Genomic DNA, 16,790 nt, shown 5'->3' on the forward strand with positions numbered 1-16,790 from the left:
TAAAATTCTTACCCTTTATCCGATAATCTCAAAATATCTCCAAAAACTCCTCGCGCAGTTACAGCAGAACCCGCTCCGGCTCCCTGAATTACAATTGGTCTGTCTCCATAAGATTCTGTGTATATTTCGAAGAAAGAATCTGAACCTTTTAATCCTCCAAGTGCAGTATCAGAAGGTACTGAAACTAATTTTACTTCCAGATTTCCTTTGTCATTTTGCAAATCACCAGACAATTCACCAATGTATCGTAACACATGATTTGGCTTTTGCTCTGCTTTAATTTTATCGTAAATCGGGTCGAATTCTTTTAGTTTGGTTAAGAAATCTGAAACATTTCCTTCACGTAAATGCTCCGGAATTAAATTCTGAATGGAAATTTCTTCAAATTCATTCTGTAAATCTAATTCTCTTGCCAAAATCAATAATTTTCTTCCTACATCATTTCCGCATAAATCCTCACGCGGGTCTGGTTCAGTATAACCATTATCAATTGCCTCTTGTAAAATTTCACTAAACGGAACATCTTTAGCGGAGAAATTATTGAACAAATAACTCAGGGTGCCAGAGAAAACGCCTTTTATTTTAGTGATATTTTCGCCTGAAAGGTGTAATAATTTTATGGTATCAATTAATGGTAAACCTGCACCAACATTGGTTTCGTACAAATAATTCTTTTGATTTTCTGCCAGAACTTTTCTTAGTTCTTTATAAAAACCATAGCTCAGTGTATTAGCAACTTTATTTGAAGAAATCAAATCGAAACTGCTTTCAGCGAGTTTAATATAGTTTTCAACAAAAGCAGCACTTGCCGTGTTATCAATTGCAATTAAGTTCTCTAGATGGTATTTGTCTGCATAGTCAATAATATCCTGAATCGTATAATCAAGTCCTCTGTTTTGAATTTCATTTTTCCAATCAGATGTGACACCGTTTTTGTTTAAAATCAATTTTTTAGAATTCGCAATTGCGAAAACATTCAACTTGATATCTTTACGTTTTTCGATAGCATCTGCTGATTCTAAAATTTGGTTAATCAGTGTTCCGCCAACCAATCCATGTCCAAAAATCGCAATATTGATTTTCTTGGAAACCCCAAAAATCTCTCCGTGAATTACGTTTAAGGCTTTATTGAGTTCCGATTTTTTAACTACCAAACTCACGTTTTTACCCGTAACGGTGTTGTTAAATAATATCGGAACAATTTTATTTTTGATTAGTGCTGTGTATGGTTTATGGAAAGTACTCAAATCCTGACCAATAATCGAAATTACTGAAACATTATCTGTTACTGTAATTTGGTTTACGTCTTTAGAATAAAAGTCGTTTTCGAATTCTTTCTCCAGTTCAACCATTGCCGTAGTTGCTTTATCTGTAGCAACCACAAGTCCAATTCCTCTTTCTGAAGAACCCTGCGAAATAATACTTACACTGATATTGTGATCTCCCATTACTTTAAAAATTCGGGCATCCACTCCGGCTTTTCCTAGTAATCCACGTCCTTCAAGATTCAAAAGAGAAACATTTTCAAGAACCGAAAGCGTTTTGATTCCTTCCTTAGCGGAATCAGAAGTGATTAAAGTACCTCGATTTTCATGATTGAAAGTATTTAAAATTCGAAGCGGAATATTTTTTTCCAATAAAGGAATAATTGTTTTGGCATGTAGAATTGTAGCCCCGAAATTAGCCAATTCATTCGCTTCATTGAATGATAAAAATTCGATTTTTTTAGCATCTTCTACCAAATCCGGATTTGCAGTATAAATTCCGTCAACATGTGTAAAGTTTTGTAATTCTTCTGCATTCAAATAATTAGCAATTAAAGAAGCGGTATAATTACTGCCGTTTCTGCCTAAAGTTGTGGTATCGTTATTGTTATTTGAACCAATAAAACCAGTTATAACATTAACCGTTGAACCATTGTGTTCTTTAAAATAATTGACAACATTTTTCTTAGAAAGCTGCTCCAAAGGCTGTGCATCGCCAAATTTAGAATCCGTTTTCAGCAATTCTCTTGAATCTGTAAAATTGGCAGGAATTCCTTTTTCAATCAAAATAGCCGTTAATAATTTCGCCGAAAGCAATTCACCTTTAGACAAAATCTGGTCTTTAATTTTATTGCTGTAATCACCAATCAGGCTTACTCCTTCATAAAGTTTATCCAGAATAGTAAACTCTTCAGACAAATCAACCTGAGGATAATCTGAAACCTGATAGGTTTTGAAATTCTCTAATAATCGTTTGTAATCGCCGTTTTTAGCAGCAATTTTTAAAATATATTCTAATTCATCTGTAGCATTTCCTCTTGCAGAAACTACTACAGCAATTTTTTCGCCCTCATTAACTTTCTCAGCAATAATAGAGACTACCTTGTTAAGTCCTTCTCCGTTTGATAATGATTTACCACCAAATTTTAATATTTTCATTGTATCTTTTTATTATTTCTGCTAAAAAATAGCAGCAAGTAAATTATCTAATTGTTTGTACTCGATTAAAAAAGCGTCATGTCCGTGAACCGAATTTATTTCGCTGTAAAAAACATTTTCTTTGAACTTTTTTAATTCATTATAAGTCTCCAGATTTTCTTTTGGTGTAAAAAACAAATCCGAATCGATTGCAATAATGTGAATCGCTGCTCTTGTTTTAGAAAGCAACGTTTCAAAATCTTCACTACTTCTTGTAATATCTATGGTTTTTAGCAATTGGTTCATCAATTTATAGGATGACAGCTGATAACGTTTTTGCAACTTCTCGCCATGATGCGCCAGCCAGCTTTCTATATTAAAAATCAAAAGATCCTGATTAATCGTGCGCTGAAATTTTTCTTTGAATGATTCCGGAGAACGATAGCATAACATGGCGTGAATCCTGGCATCTTCAATTGGTTTTGATGAATTGTTCAGGATTTGTTCCTGCAAAAAACAATTGGCAATCATCCAGTCTGTGGATTTCCAGTCGGTTGCAATCGGAATTAAATGTTTTGTGATGTTTGGTGCTAATGCCAGCATTTCCCAGGCAATTCCTCCGCCTACTGAACCTCCTATAATCGCATACAACTCCTCAATTTGCAAAGTTTCGATTCCCTTCAAAAAAATCCGGGCAACATCTCTTGCCATGAAATCCGGATAATTTTCGACACTAAAAGAATCGCTTCCGTTACCCGGAACATTAAATGCTAAAACGGAATATTTAGTAGTGTCAATTGTTTTTCCTTCACCAATTAAATCATTCCACCAGCCATTTTCACCTGTAACCTGTGCATTTCCTGTTAAAGCATGATTGACCAAAACAATTGGGGCACTGTGTAATGGCAAACCAAAAAGTGCGAAACTTAAGGGTAATGAATTATATAAGGCACCACTTTCGGTAGTGAAATTTTGTAATATGATAGGGTTTGGTATACTTTCCAATTTCAAATCTTTTATTTTTTTGATTTGTATATGGAAATATTAGAAAGAAAGTCTAGAACGAAACTAGAAAAACTCTTTTTGTTATCTTTCCACGTTGAGCGTGGTAGAATGCAGCACCTTCTTCGCTTTACCGAAGGGTTGCTAAGGATTCATCGGGTCTAATCCCTCGTCCTTTCTTTATAACATTTCAATACGTTTCTGAACTTAACGGTGCAAATTAACTACTATTTTCTTAAACAAACAAATTTATCTGAAGAGATTCTTTTGTTTATTAACTATATCACAAACAAAAACTATTATACGCAAAAAATTACCGAACGAAATTGCCCAGTAAATTTAAGCAGGTACTTACCTATTTGAAAAACTTTTTAATTTAGATAAAAAGCGTTTCATTTTCTTTAGAATACATTAAAAACAATAAAGAGTCAGGATTTTTCTTTTCTCTTTTATTATCCGTTTCATTAATTCCGAATCTTGGATGTATCAATTCATTTTTTGGCGGCGGATTATTTCTTTTAGCCCTGGTATTTTTTAATATAGAAAATGTTTTTGTTAAGTAGTTCAAAGTGCTCATGATATTAGTGTTTAGTTTGTTTATTTATATGTAATTATTTCTTTCTTTTTTGTTAAGTTCTTTAAAACAAAAAACCCTTTTGGTTTCAGATGCCAAAAGGGTTTAAGTTGTTTTAACTTACTATACTTTTGGAATCAACAGACGCATACGCGAATAGATACGACATTGAACATCTTGTTCATCTGTAGGGACTTGTTCATCTGTGATTTATTTGTTATTTTAAAAAATTCTATCATTTGTCGTATAAATTAAAAAAGCCTCTCAAAATATTTTGGGAGGCTTTGCTATATTGATATTGTTCTTACAATTTTTAAGCAATAGACACCCCAACGGTTTCTTTCGAAATGGCGCAAAACATTTTATAGGAATTAAACATATCTTCAGTAGTTTTTGGGTTTAACAAATATGCGAAAGTTTTTTTTATTTACCAAATATAAACGCACAAAATCAATAAAAAAACAATATTTTAATTTTAAAAATATCTTACAAAAATTACATCGTTTGAAATACAGATTAAACTTACTTTATTTTGATGATTTTTGTTAGCTCTCCATAATCAGTCTTTCAAAGAACAAATCTTAATGAATTCATTTTGATTTTTTTGACCAAAAATTTGATTCAAAAAAAAAATTACCTCCGGCAATCCGATTACCAGAGGCAATTTTTTCAAACAAAAAACAAAAAAACTTTAATTTTTATCAAAGACTTCGCTGTGCGATTTGGCAACCGTTGCAAAAACTGTTTTCAAATCATCAATTAAATCTTCGATATGTTCAATTCCAACCGAAAGACGAATCAGATCTTTAGAAACCCCTGTTTCCAGTTGCTCCTGATCTGTAAGTTGCTGATGTGTTGTACTGGCAGGATGGATAATTAGTGATTTTGTATCTCCGATATTTGCCAAAAGTGAAAACAGCCTGGTTTCATCAACAACTTGTTTCGCTGCTTCGTAACCTCCCTGTAATCCAAAAGTAATAATCCCGCTTTGACCTTCTGGTAAATATTGCTGGGCTAAATCATAATATTTATTCGATTTTAATCCCGGATAATTTACCCAGACTACCTGGTCTTGTTTCTCAAGCCATTGGGCTAAAGCCAGAGCATTTTCACTGTGTTTTTTAATTCGGATTGGTAACGTTTCCAATCCCTGAATGATTTGAAACGCATTAAACGGACTCAAAGCTGCTCCAAAATCACGTAATCCTTCAATTCTTGCTTTTGCGATAAAAGCTGCATTCCCTAAAGCCTCATGGTAAACCAAACCGTGATAGCCTGCAGAAGGTTCTGTAAATTCAGGGAATTTTCCGTTGGCCCAGTCAAAAGTACCGGCATCGATAATAACACCACCCAATGAAGTTCCGTTTCCTGAAATATACTTAGTCAAGGAATGAATTACAATATTAGCTCCAAATTCAATTGGTTTGAGCAAATACGGCGTTGCCACTGTATTATCTACTATAAAAGGTACTTGTAATGCTTTGGCTTCTGCTCCAATTGCTTTTAAATCCAATACATCTAATTTTGGATTACCAAGTGATTCCACAAAAACAGCCCTTGTATTTTCTTTTGCCGCTTTTGTAAAGTTTTCTGCTTTTGACGGATCTACAAAAGTGGTCGTTATTCCTAATCTTGGCAGAGTCACTTTTAAAAGATTATAAGTTCCCCCATACAAACTGTTTGAAGCCACAATATGGTCACCAGCTTTCAGTAAAGTCAGTAATGTTGTCGAAATTGCCGAAGCCCCTGATGCCGTAACAACTGCAGCTATACCGCCTTCCAGTGACGCAAGTCGCTGTTCCAGAATGTCATTCGTAGGATTGTTTAATCGTGTATAAATAAATCCTGACTCAGCCAGACTAAATAAATTGGCCGCATGATCTGAATTATTAAAAACATAGGATGATGTCTGATAAATTGGTACGGCTCTCGTACCTCCATTTTTAGTTACGTCGTGTCCTGCGTGTAAGGCGTTTGTTGCAAATTTTTGTGTACTCATAATTTCTTAGTTTTTAGATGATTACTATTTTTATTTTTTTATTATTAAATGAAAATATTTTCGTTTTCGGCAGCATACATGTCTGCGAGCAATGAATTTGTTTCATCAGCATATAATTTACCTTTTTGTAAACTTAAATCTGATTTTTGATTTACTCCGAAAACATTTTTCGGGTTAATTGACTTTAAGATTATATAGATGATTTTCATGATTTTTAATTTTAATTAATGAAATAAAAAAAGCCCTTTCGGTTGGCTGCCAAAAGGGCTATAGTCAGAAACTATAACAAAGATTTTATCTTTTACTTTCGGCAACAATAAGTAGGGATACACATCGGCATCTTACAACACATCATAATTTTACTTCTTACTGTATTATTCATTTTTGATTTTTTTAACCCTAATTTAAGTAATTCCGGTTCCTGTAAAAATAGCCGGCAACTTTCACCTTTACAATTTTAAATACTTTAATTGTATTCAAAAAAAAAACCTCCGCAATGCAGAGGTCTTATTGTTATTTTTAGATTTAATACTAAACAATAGCGAACTCAGCGGAAGTTTCCGACATCATACAGCACATATTTTTGGCGATTAAATTCATTTTGTTTCTCTTTTGTTTCGCAAATTTGAGAACTTTTTTTCAATTCACCAAATAAAAAACAAATTAATTTCTATTACCCTATCAATTTAATACACTAATGTTAATTTTCTCTTTAAAAAAATAAAAAAAGTTGAACTTTAATTTGCAAATCAAAATGGTTTCATACCTTTGCACGCGAAAACAGAGGAAAAATTTGAACTGATTGCAACCTCTTCATAATGAAATGGTTCGTTATGAATACTGAAAGATTGATTTCAGTAGTAAAAAATGCTAAAGCAGAAACTCTTCTTTAGCATTTTTCAGCAATTATTTTCCTCGCTTAATTTTAATTTAATACATTATTATGGCTTATTTATTTACGTCAGAATCTGTTAGTGAAGGGCATCCAGACAAAGTTGCAGATCAAATTTCGGATGCATTAATTGATAATTTTCTGGCATTTGACGCTGACTCAAAAGTAGCTTGTGAAACATTGGTTACAACTGGTCAGGTGATTTTAGCAGGTGAAGTAAAATCGAATACTTATCTTGATGTACAACAAATTGCACGTGAGGTAATCCGTAAAATCGGATATACTAAAAGTGAATATATGTTTGAAGCAAACTCTTGTGGAATTTTATCAGCTATTCACGAACAATCTGCTGATATTAATCAGGGAGTAGACAGAGCTAAGCCAGAAGAGCAAGGAGCAGGAGATCAGGGAATGATGTTTGGTTACGCGACTAACGAAACTGAAAACTACATGCCATTGGCTCTTGATTTATCTCATAAATTATTGCAGGAGTTAGCGATTTTAAGACGTGAAAACAACGAAATCACGTATTTACGTCCGGATGCAAAATCTCAGGTTACTTTAGAATACAGTGATGATAACAAACCAACTCGTATTGATGCGATTGTTATCTCGACTCAACATGATGATTTTGATGAAGAAGCTACGATGTTAGCGAAAATCAAAAAAGATATTATCGAAATTTTGATTCCAAGAATTATTGCTAAAAACCCAACGCACGCACATTTATTCAACGATAAAATCAACTACCATATTAACCCAACAGGAAAATTCGTTATTGGAGGACCTCATGGAGATACTGGTTTAACGGGAAGAAAAATTATCGTTGATACTTATGGTGGAAAAGGTGCTCACGGTGGTGGTGCATTCTCCGGAAAAGACCCAAGTAAAGTTGACAGAAGTGCTGCTTATGCTACACGTCATATCGCTAAAAACTTAGTTGCTGCAGGTGTGGCCGACGAAATCTTAGTTCAGGTTTCTTATGCAATTGGAGTTGCTCAGCCAATGGGTATTTTCATTGAAACTTACGGAACTTCAAAAGTAAATTTAACGAATGGTGAAATCGCTAAAAAAGTAGAAGCTATTTTTGATATGCGTCCTTACTTTATTGAGCAACGTTTGAAATTAAGAAACCCTATCTACAGCGAAACTGCCGCTTACGGACACATGGGACGTAAACCGGAAACTGTAACTAAAACTTTCTCTGCTCCGGGCGGAAACGAAAAAACAGTTACCGTAGAATTGTTTACATGGGAAAAACTTGATTTTGTTGATCAGGTAAAAGCTGCATTTGGACTTTAATTGAGAATATTAGACTAACTAAGATTGTTAGATTTTTGACAACTACTTTATTCTTAAACATACAAAAACCCGATTTCTTGATTTGAAATCGGGTTTTTTATTTTTTATCAAATAGACTTTTATCTTTCCAATTTTACATTTTGTAATGTTTTGGGACGATTGGCATCGTTTGATAAAATCCATCCTGTTCTGTACATCCACTCTGTCATTTTACGCAGTTTTACGTAATCAATATTTTCAGATTCGTCCATTGGAGTATGATATTCGCTATGTAAAACACTTGTAAAGAACACAGCCGGAATCCCTTTGCGGGCATAAGGCAAATGATCTGAACGAAAGTAAAAATACTCCGGATGTTCCGGTCGGTCCCAAAGTTTATCCAAATCAAATTTTGGCCCTTCATCATTCGCTTTTTTTGCAATTGCTACCAGATCGGATGAATTTTCATGAGGTGAACTTGACCCTAATAATGCTGCCTGATTTACATTGTTTCTTCCAATCATATCACCATTTAAAACAGCGATAATATCTTTTTCAGGAACAGTTGGATGCGATGCATACCAGCTAGAACCTAACAAACCTCTCTCTTCAGAACCATGAAAAACAAACAAAGTCGTTCTTTTTCCCGGTTGTTTTTTATAAGCCCTTGCAATTGCCAGCATCGCCACACAGGTACTTGCATTATCATCGGCACCATTGTAAATCGAATCCTGTCCGTATTTTTGCCTTACACCGTCATGATCCTGATGTCCGCTAAAAAGCACATACTCATTTTTAAGCTTCGCATCTGTTCCTTCAATTTTTCCAACCACATTTACAGATGGATATTTATACGTTTCAGAAACCACTTCTGTAGATAATAAATCTTTAGTGGTTTTTAAATATTCTAACTGATCCTTATGCAGCCAAAATGCAGGCATTCTTGGAGGCACCGGTATTTTATCCCTGAAACCTTCAATACCGTAAACCCCTCTTGTCATCTGCGGTTCGACTTGTGACCAGCTCTGTTCTCCTAAATCATCAGCTACAAGTATAAGTGCTGCAGCCCCTTTTGAAAGTAATAAATCGTAATATTTTTGCTTCACCAAACCTGGGTAACGTCTGTCAAAAAGAGAAATTTCATCTGAAATACCTTCTTTAGAAGCTAAGATAACAACAGCTTTTCCTTTAATATCAGCTTTTTGTATTTCAGCATTAGTGGCTGCTCCTAAATAAAGCAATGGAGCCTCAACCTTACTATTGGTTGTTTCAGCTACTAAAACCTCACTCCATAATTTATAGGATTTCTGACCAATTTTAAACTTTGTATTTGCTGTAACCTGATGTCTGTACAAATCAAAAAACTGAAAATACGTTCCGTCATCACCTGCGGGAGCCATTCCGGCTTCTTTTGCTTTGTTGGCCAGCCACATCGATACTTTAAGTTCATCTAAAGTTCCTGCTTCACGACCATTAAAATGATCGCCAGCCATTTGGTACATATCAGTTCTGAGATCTTTATCTGTAATTGCAGAAACTAATGGCTTTTTAATTGCCTGTGAAAACATCACACTGCCTGAAGCAATTAAAAGGAAGATTAATTTGTTTTTCATATTCTTTAATTTAATATCCCAAACTTAGTAATTTATAAAGATAAAAAAACGATTTATGGTCAAAATATTGCTAAAAATGTAACAATTAAACTAAGAACAACATTTTTTATTTTATGAGATTAAGGTGATGATAAAAATAAAAAATAAGACATGAAAAAGCCTTTGAAATAATTTTCAAAGGCTTTTATTAGAAAAGAGCTGTGACAGCACTCAGCTGTGACACCTATTTCAGTTTCTACAAATTATACTTCATCGAAAAAATAATATATCGTGGCTGAACCGTATATTGAGAAACTCGTGTAGAAAACTGCGAGAAGTTGTCATCGTTAAGATTTCTGGTATTTAGCAAATTGGTGGCCGCTATTTTATACTCCCATTGACTGTTCTTTTTTTGATAAATTAAACTGGCACTTAAAAAATCATATTCGTTATCAACAGACTTGTTTCCGTTGTAATAATGATAGAACTCATATTCTGAAACGAATGAAAAGCTGTCTAAGAAATAATAATCTAATTTTGCAAACGGTTTATCGGTATAAAAAGTCGAACCGCTGTATTTGTTGATCAGCATATTATAACCAAACTCAATATTGGGCATATTTTTATAATTTGTCGAAGCTTTTACGGTATAACTTTGCGTAAAACTCTCTGTTGTTGCCGGTTCTCCATTTTGTCTATTATTGAATTTTGACCAATTAAGGTTTGCACTTGCCGAAGCTTTGTAATTCTTTAAAAATGAACGGCCATAACTTCCCAATCCGGAAAAAGTTTCATCTGCCAAATTAGAATTATAAGGGTTTGACTCCTGATTGATTCCGATAAATTTTGCTTCGTTTTTAATAGCATCTACTTTTCTGGTATAGGTTGCATTTGCAAAAATGTTCTCAAAATTGAACATATTATATTTAAAATAACGAAGTGAATGCACCTGTGAAGTAGCATTTTCTAATGAGCGATCTCCGCGGAACAAACTGCTGTAATCTGACAAAACATAACCTTCAGCCAATTGATTGATATCTGTAAAATCATTCGTCAGGGAAAAATTATAGGTCAGGGTTTCTGATTTTTTGATTTGATACAGAGCAAAGAAATCCGGCAATACTTTTGTGAAATTCTGCGAATAATCTGTACCTGATTGTGTGTTTGTCATTGTATACGAATGCAGGCTGACACCGGGTGTCAAGGTAAATTTACCAGCCAGAATCTTATAATGGAATCCCAAAAAAGTATCATTAAAATTATAGTTTACATCATTATTATTAGTCGAACCGTTCAGGTCATTTTTATCTCCGTTATCCAGAATCTGAAAAATATGGGAGTTGAAATTTTGGTATGAATATGTATTTCCTAATGTTATATTGATGTTGCTTTTGGGTGTTAACATGTAATAGTAATCCAGTTTGGCATCCACTTTATTAGTTTTTACAAAACGATCCTGATTTAGATCATTTCTTTGCTGATCTGGAGTATAACCTAACAAATTAAAAGGCTGTGTACGTAGATTAGCATTATAAAAAGGATTTTCATCCTGATATAAATGCTGCATTTCAAAAGCAAAAATATTTTTGTCGCTTTGCGTATAATACAAACTCATATTTTGATTTATAGAAGTAGGATTTTGTTTTTTAGCCGTAAAAATAGTTTCTGAACCTGCAATATTATTAACTACCTGTTCACGCAGCAAATCTGTATCTTCATTCTGTTTTGTCAGCTTAGTTAAAATATCATAATCGAATTGAAATTTATCATTAGGTTTATAAGTCGAGCTTAATTTAAAAAGCCCCAGATTATTTTTTTGATGAGTCTCTTCATCCCTTTTCTGCTGATCTCCAGAACCTAAATAGGTAGTTTGGGATTTGGTTTCTAAATCGGTTTTTGAAGTTGAAAGAATTCCGAAACCGCTTATATTCCATGCTTTATTAACCGAATAAGCAAAATTGGTAGCTCCAAATTTCGTTTCAATTTCCTTTGCCCTGTTATTCCTTAAAAGTGATATTCCTACGTCATTCGAAGAAATATTAAAATTGCTTCCGCCCTTTTTCATCATATTTTTAAATCCGCCTGTGAATTTAAAATAATCCTGGGCTGTCATTGGCAATTCTCCAATGTTATTAAAATTTGTAATTAGATTAATACTGTATTTCGGACTGTAATAAAACAATTTTGGATTGATAACGTAACGGCTGTCAAGCTCTGCAACACCAATCCCTGCAGTGACATCACCAAACCAGAAGTTCTTTTTTCCTTCTTTCAGCTTAATGTTCATCGCCACATTATCCTGATCATTTTCAAGACCTTTTAAAGCGCTGACCTCGTTATAATTTCTTAAAACCTGAATTTTATCTATTGCATCGGCAGGAATATTTTTAACACCTAATTTGGTATCCCCGTCAAAAAAGTCTTTACCTTCTACCATTAATTTACTGACCTTTTTTCCTTCTACTTCAATCTCGCCATCGGCATTTACCTCAACTCCCGGCAATTTTTTCAGCACATCTTCCAGTTTTCTTTCTGTTCCGGATTTAAAAGAATCTGCATTATATACAATGGTATCACCCTTTATAGAAACCGGCATTTCACGGACAATCTCAACTCCTTCAAGCTCGATCCCTACATCATCCATTACTATATTCTGAGCTATATTTTCGGTTTTAGTTGTGATTTGAATTTCTTTCGATTTCATTCCGAGGTAACTAATCTTTACGAGATATGCGGTATTGGGTTTCAAAGTCAATTGAAACTTTCCTTTATCGTTCGTGATTCCATAAGAATCCATTGCTTTTGTGGCCGAATTAACCGCCATAATATTGGCCATTTCCAAAGGATTTTTTTGTCCATCCTGAATAAAACCATCAAAACGAACACTTTGGGAAAAGCATATAGAAGTAAATAAAAAAACGAAAAAACAGAGAATTTTATACATTAAAAAAATGATTAGGATAAATAAATTTTAAGATTTAGAAGTTTTATCTTCCCATTGGCGGTGGTCCTCCGGCACGTCCACGATTCATTTCTCTAAACTCTTTCATTTTTTTTACTACTGTTTCATCATATTCTTTCTGAGAAATTTCTTTTCCTTTTGTCGGTTCTTTTATGTCAGCCTTTTCTTTGGCATTCAAAACAATTTTTGAACATAAAATGGTTGTCGTTCCATCATTAACCTCTAAAATCAAACCAGGTAGTCCCCAATAATTTTCAGGCCCCTGATTAATTGGAATTTCTGGCGAATACCAGGCTGTTACAACTATTTCATTTGGAATTTCAAAATTGTCTTCGAAGTTGGTTTTCTTATCTGTAGATTCTTTTTTATCATTCTTATCATTCACCTCTTTATCGTCTTCCTTTTTAGGTTTCAAATTTCTAAAATCGGTTTTACTGGCTTCTTTTACTGCAGTTGCTTTATAACAATTATAACCACCAATTTGTTTGGTCTCCTGTTCTAATTTCCAATTTAACTTTGGCAGCGAATCTTTGACCAAAAATTCTTTTCCCATAAACTCTTTATCAACCGTATAGGTTTTATTTTTTACATCTTTATAAAAAGTACCTCCACCCCCCATCATTGAGCTTATCATCATTCTCATTCCACTGCCTTGTTGTCCCGGAGCCTCTAATTTTTCTTCTTCTTTGTAAATAGACGCCGCTTTATTGAAGTTTAAAATAAATGTCTTTTCCAGCATTTTTTTCATCCTTTCTTCCATGTTTTTTTGCATTTCGGGGGTAATGTCACGATTGCCGCGCATTCCTTCAAATTTTGGTGCCTGGGTTTTTGACTCGTAAACGGCCATTCCCTGAAAATCTTTCTGAGCCTGTACCTGACTAAAAGCAAGTACTAAAAGCAAACAATATGATAATTTTTTCATTGTTCTTTTTTTAAAATTGGGTAAATCCGATAAAACTTACATTCAAATGTATTACTATTTTTAAAATGCGGAAAATTAAATATATCAATACTGATAAGGTATAGACAAAATTGCCTATTAATTAGACTATTAGATTCAGGAAACGTTTAAAATCAAATATTGCCTAAAAATCAATTTTAAACCTCCTAATACTGTAGTTTTTTTGTAATTTGGCTTTCAGAAAACCAATTGAAATGAGAAAAACTGCACGCAAAATTTTATGTATACTTTTTATTGCCTGTAATTTCTCTTTTGTCTTAGCTCAAAATCAGAAGATAGCTTCAAAACCGGATTCACATTTTACTATTGATGCTGACGTTTTTTTAGGCTATGATTCTTTTGGATTTTCGTATCAGATTAAAGACAATGTTTTCAGCAAAATAAAAGGAAAGGAAATCTTTGAGTACAAAAATGTTTCGTTGGAAAAAATTACCAGAGCAGATATTGTGAATCCGCTTAAAATAGTTTTGTATTACGAGGATTTTAACAGTGTCGTTTTGCTGGATAATCAGTTGAATAAAATTACAGAAATCAATTTTTCTCAAAATAATATTCCTATCGTGGTTACGGCAATTGGCATGTCAACCCAAAATCAATTATGGATTTTTAATTCGCTGAATCAACAAATTGGTCTTTTTGATTATTTAAAAAACGAATACAAAACAGTTTCCACTCCTTTAACGGAAAATATCCAATTTTACCAAACCGATTTTAATACTTTTTATTGGATTGATGAAAAAAACAATTGGTTCTCCTGTGATATATTTGGCAAAACAACCTCTTTAGGAAAAGTTTCTGACTTTGATAAAATACTGATTTTAAGCCCTAACCAATATATTTTCACCAAAGCTGGTTTATTGTGTTTTAAAGACATTCATAAGGATGGATCTGAAACCGTTTCTGAAATTGGAATTCCTGAAAAATCATTAAACAAATTCTATTACAAAGACCAAATTTTATCTATTTTTACAGCCAAAGAAATTACCAATTATAAAATCGTAATACCGTAATGCACATAGCAATAGCAGGAAATATAGGCGCAGGAAAAACAACTTTAACTAAATTACTGGCCAAGCATTTTAAATGGGAACCCCATTATGAAGATGTTGTTGATAACCCGTATCTGGATGATTTTTACCATCAGATGGAACGCTGGTCATTTAATTTGCAGATTTATTTCTTAAACAGCAGATTCCGTCAGGTGCAGCAAATTCGTGAAAGCGGAAAAAAAATCATTCAGGACAGAACGATTTACGAAGATGCTTATATTTTTGCTCCCAACTTGTATTCTATGGGATTAATGACAAGCCGTGATTTTGAAAATTATACATCCTTATTTGAATTAATGGAATCGTTGGTTAAAGCTCCTGATTTATTGATTTATTTAAGAAGTTCTATACCAAATTTGGTGGGACAGATTCACAAACGCGGACGCGATTACGAAAACTCTATTTCAATTGATTACTTAAGCCGACTGAACGAAAGATACGAAGCCTGGGTTCAGACGTACACAAAAGGGAAACTATTGATTATTGATGTTGACAATATTAATTTTGTTGACAATCCTGAAGATTTAGGAAACATCATTAACCGAATTGATGCTGAATTGAATGGATTGTTTTAGGAATATATTCTTTAAAAACATAAAATGCCTCTGAAATTTCAGAGGCATTTTTATATTCATTTTATTGCTCTTGCCAATAATCAACATCCGGTGTATTTAATAGCTCTTTGCCTTTCTCCCATTTAGGAAATATAAAGCCTTTGGGAAGAGAATATTTTGAAACTAAAAATTTTCTGCTAATCGTATCAAATTTCGCAGCACGAAAACGCATAATTTCTTCTTGTTTATTTAGCCCGGAAATCCAAATGTGACCAAATAAATAAGGCAAATCTTTCTCTTCTTTTTCTAATCCAATAACAATACGATTGTAATGTTCCACACTCCTTGTTTGAGGATTTATATATGGTTTATTAAAAAGTTCTTCAGAATTATTAGGTAAAACTATGTCTGCTTCAAACCGTTGTTTATTATCCTTTGTACTTCTTTGAACGAATATATGAACTGGAAATTTATTTTTATATTTTTTACTATTATTACGAGCATCAAATGTTTTCTTCCATTCTAATGTCGCAAAACTAGTTTTATCAGAATTGCTGGAAACCAAAGATTCATCTTTTGAATATCAAGTTATTCTACTTGCGCTTTGCAATTGGCAAATAACAAAAGAGCCATTAGTAATGTTATTGTTCTCATAGTACAGGTATATAATGTACAGGTTTCTGCATTGCTTTGCTGTTCGCAACCCCGCATTGAAAACTATTCTTTTAGTTTTTTAGCGTTTTGTCTTCAACTATAATTCTCTCAAGTGCTTTAGGATTGCTATCGCCCAAATCTACATGATAAATTCTGTCGCCTTCAAATTCTATTTGATAGAGTATCTCACCCGTCATAGCATCTAGTTTGATGATTTCCCAAGTAGATTTATTAGTAGTTTTTTGAGTATATAAAATCAATTGCCAATATTTTTTTTCTTTTCCTTCTTGTATTATTTCTGCACCATAATATATATCTTCTCTCACTAAAGGTGATTTTCGTTCAAGAATATATTCAATCACTTTTTCATAACTAAAATCCCAGCCTTGATCGTGGTCCTCTGTTTTTTCTAGTTTTCCCTCTTTGGCAAAAAAGTATTCTTTACCAATTAATATCCTTGTATTGAATGAAGACATAATACATTTTCTTTCAATGAACTTGTTTGTATAATAGCTTTTACCAATTATATAATAGGAATATTTAGCTGTAAATGAAAAGCCGAAACCTCTTAATGCTGTTGAACCTGTTAAAAAAGTCACACCTTCAATTCCGTCTTTCCTATAATCATAAAAATCAAATTCAATCACATTTTTTTTTCATTAATTTCTTTCTTTTTAATTAAGCCCTTTTTATAATCTTCTAGATTTAGTTTTTCAAATTCTGGAGTGATGCTTGGTCGTTCCTTAGTGTTGTTATTTAATGTTGTTGTAACGTTTTTGTTTTCTACTTGTGCTTTGCAATTGGCAAATGACAAAAGAGCTATTATTAATGTTGTTGTTCTCATGGTGCGGGTATATAATGTGCCGGT

At 33.2% G+C, this 16,790-nt stretch carries 14 protein-coding genes and 1 riboswitch; of the genes, 3 read left to right on the plus strand and 11 right to left on the minus strand.

Annotated elements, in window-relative coordinates:
* Positions 1–8: 8 nt before the first annotated feature.
* From thrA to FLACHUCJ7_RS02830, 5 genes are all read right to left on the minus strand, one after another.
* Positions 9–2,423 carry a bifunctional aspartate kinase/homoserine dehydrogenase I gene (thrA, locus tag FLACHUCJ7_RS02815; protein WP_230408781.1) on the minus strand — a complete coding sequence of 805 codons (2,415 nt, stop codon included), beginning with the start codon at positions 2,421–2,423 and terminating at the stop codon, positions 9–11.
* A gap of 21 nt (positions 2,424–2,444) precedes the next feature.
* Positions 2,445–3,407: an alpha/beta fold hydrolase gene (locus tag FLACHUCJ7_RS25265; RefSeq protein WP_230408782.1), complete on the minus strand. Its 963-nt coding sequence runs from the start codon at positions 3,405–3,407 to the stop codon at positions 2,445–2,447.
* 78 nt (positions 3,408–3,485) lie between these two features.
* A riboswitch (SAM riboswitch) is annotated at positions 3,486–3,593 on the minus strand.
* A 187-nt stretch (positions 3,594–3,780) separates the two neighbouring features.
* Positions 3,781–3,981 carry a hypothetical protein gene (locus FLACHUCJ7_RS02820; RefSeq protein WP_180907846.1) on the minus strand — a complete coding sequence of 67 codons (201 nt, stop codon included), beginning with the start codon at positions 3,979–3,981 and terminating at the stop codon, positions 3,781–3,783.
* A gap of 688 nt (positions 3,982–4,669) precedes the next feature.
* The gene (locus FLACHUCJ7_RS02825; RefSeq protein ID WP_180907847.1) at positions 4,670–5,977 is read right to left on the minus strand and encodes an O-acetylhomoserine aminocarboxypropyltransferase/cysteine synthase family protein; all 1,308 of its coding nucleotides are present in this window, start codon (positions 5,975–5,977) and stop codon (positions 4,670–4,672) included.
* A gap of 44 nt (positions 5,978–6,021) precedes the next feature.
* On the minus strand, positions 6,022–6,186 hold the full coding sequence (locus FLACHUCJ7_RS02830; protein ID WP_180907848.1) for a hypothetical protein: 165 nt from the start codon (positions 6,184–6,186) through the stop codon (positions 6,022–6,024).
* Between the two features lie 734 nt (positions 6,187–6,920).
* Here FLACHUCJ7_RS02830 and metK point away from each other — a divergent pair.
* Entirely contained in the window at positions 6,921–8,171 is a 1,251-nt protein-coding gene (metK, locus tag FLACHUCJ7_RS02835) for a methionine adenosyltransferase (RefSeq protein WP_031454297.1), read from the plus strand.
* A 119-nt stretch (positions 8,172–8,290) separates the two neighbouring features.
* On the opposite strand, the gene FLACHUCJ7_RS02840 is transcribed toward metK, so the two are convergent.
* From FLACHUCJ7_RS02840 to FLACHUCJ7_RS02850, 3 genes are all read right to left on the minus strand, one after another.
* Positions 8,291–9,763, minus strand: coding sequence for a M28 family metallopeptidase (locus FLACHUCJ7_RS02840; protein ID WP_180907849.1), 1,473 nt, complete (start codon positions 9,761–9,763; stop codon positions 8,291–8,293).
* Between the two features lie 235 nt (positions 9,764–9,998).
* Complete coding sequence (locus tag FLACHUCJ7_RS02845; protein WP_180907850.1) at positions 9,999–12,686, minus strand: carboxypeptidase-like regulatory domain-containing protein; 2,688 nt, start codon at positions 12,684–12,686, stop codon at positions 9,999–10,001.
* A 43-nt stretch (positions 12,687–12,729) separates the two neighbouring features.
* Positions 12,730–13,626 carry a GLPGLI family protein gene (locus FLACHUCJ7_RS02850; protein ID WP_180907851.1) on the minus strand — a complete coding sequence of 299 codons (897 nt, stop codon included), beginning with the start codon at positions 13,624–13,626 and terminating at the stop codon, positions 12,730–12,732.
* Positions 13,627–13,859: 233 nt separating this feature from the next.
* Here FLACHUCJ7_RS02850 and FLACHUCJ7_RS02855 point away from each other — a divergent pair, with 233 nt between their 5' ends.
* Together FLACHUCJ7_RS02855 and FLACHUCJ7_RS02860 are read left to right on the plus strand one after the other, a co-directional pair.
* The gene (locus FLACHUCJ7_RS02855; RefSeq protein WP_180907852.1) at positions 13,860–14,675 is read left to right on the plus strand and encodes a hypothetical protein; all 816 of its coding nucleotides are present in this window, start codon (positions 13,860–13,862) and stop codon (positions 14,673–14,675) included.
* Positions 14,675–15,289 (plus strand): deoxynucleoside kinase, encoded by a 615-nt coding sequence (locus tag FLACHUCJ7_RS02860; RefSeq protein ID WP_031454292.1) that lies wholly within the window; start codon positions 14,675–14,677, stop codon positions 15,287–15,289. Before FLACHUCJ7_RS02855 ends, FLACHUCJ7_RS02860 begins: the two co-directional genes overlap by 1 nt.
* A gap of 61 nt (positions 15,290–15,350) precedes the next feature.
* On the opposite strand, the gene FLACHUCJ7_RS02865 is transcribed toward FLACHUCJ7_RS02860, so the two are convergent.
* The 3 genes from FLACHUCJ7_RS02865 to FLACHUCJ7_RS02875 form a co-directional block, all read right to left on the minus strand.
* A complete protein-coding gene (locus FLACHUCJ7_RS02865; protein WP_180907853.1) occupies positions 15,351–15,833 on the minus strand; it encodes a hypothetical protein in 483 nt (160 codons plus the stop codon).
* Positions 15,834–15,993: 160 nt separating this feature from the next.
* Entirely contained in the window at positions 15,994–16,569 is a 576-nt protein-coding gene (locus tag FLACHUCJ7_RS02870) for a hypothetical protein (protein WP_180907854.1), read from the minus strand.
* On the minus strand, positions 16,566–16,766 hold the full coding sequence (locus tag FLACHUCJ7_RS02875) for a hypothetical protein (RefSeq protein ID WP_180907855.1): 201 nt from the start codon (positions 16,764–16,766) through the stop codon (positions 16,566–16,568). Before FLACHUCJ7_RS02875 ends, FLACHUCJ7_RS02870 begins: the two co-directional genes overlap by 4 nt.
* Between the last annotated feature and the right edge of the window lie 24 nt (positions 16,767–16,790).

This window comes from Flavobacterium salmonis, assembly GCF_903819435.1.
Classification (GTDB): domain Bacteria; phylum Bacteroidota; class Bacteroidia; order Flavobacteriales; family Flavobacteriaceae; genus Flavobacterium; species Flavobacterium chungangense.

Excerpts from the sequence above, each read along its gene's own strand:
- FLACHUCJ7_RS02875 (WP_180907855.1), bottom strand. The coding sequence starts at position 16,766 with ATGAGAACAACAACATTAATAATAGCTCTTTTGTCATTTGCCAATTGC.
- FLACHUCJ7_RS02840 (WP_180907849.1), bottom strand. The coding sequence starts at position 9,763 with ATGAAAAACAAATTAATCTTCCTTTTAATTGCTTCAGGCAGTGTGATG.
- FLACHUCJ7_RS02845 (WP_180907850.1), bottom strand. The coding sequence starts at position 12,686 with ATGTATAAAATTCTCTGTTTTTTCGTTTTTTTATTTACTTCTATATGC.
- FLACHUCJ7_RS02860 (WP_031454292.1), top strand. The coding sequence starts at position 14,675 with ATGCACATAGCAATAGCAGGAAATATAGGCGCAGGAAAAACAACTTTA.
- FLACHUCJ7_RS02820 (WP_180907846.1), bottom strand. The coding sequence starts at position 3,981 with ATGAGCACTTTGAACTACTTAACAAAAACATTTTCTATATTAAAAAAT.
- FLACHUCJ7_RS02825 (WP_180907847.1), bottom strand. The coding sequence starts at position 5,977 with ATGAGTACACAAAAATTTGCAACAAACGCCTTACACGCAGGACACGAC.
- FLACHUCJ7_RS02830 (WP_180907848.1), bottom strand. The coding sequence starts at position 6,186 with ATGAAAATCATCTATATAATCTTAAAGTCAATTAACCCGAAAAATGTT.
- FLACHUCJ7_RS02850 (WP_180907851.1), bottom strand. The coding sequence starts at position 13,626 with ATGAAAAAATTATCATATTGTTTGCTTTTAGTACTTGCTTTTAGTCAG.
- thrA (WP_230408781.1), bottom strand. The coding sequence starts at position 2,423 with ATGAAAATATTAAAATTTGGTGGTAAATCATTATCAAACGGAGAAGGA.
- FLACHUCJ7_RS02855 (WP_180907852.1), top strand. The coding sequence starts at position 13,860 with ATGAGAAAAACTGCACGCAAAATTTTATGTATACTTTTTATTGCCTGT.
- metK (WP_031454297.1), top strand. The coding sequence starts at position 6,921 with ATGGCTTATTTATTTACGTCAGAATCTGTTAGTGAAGGGCATCCAGAC.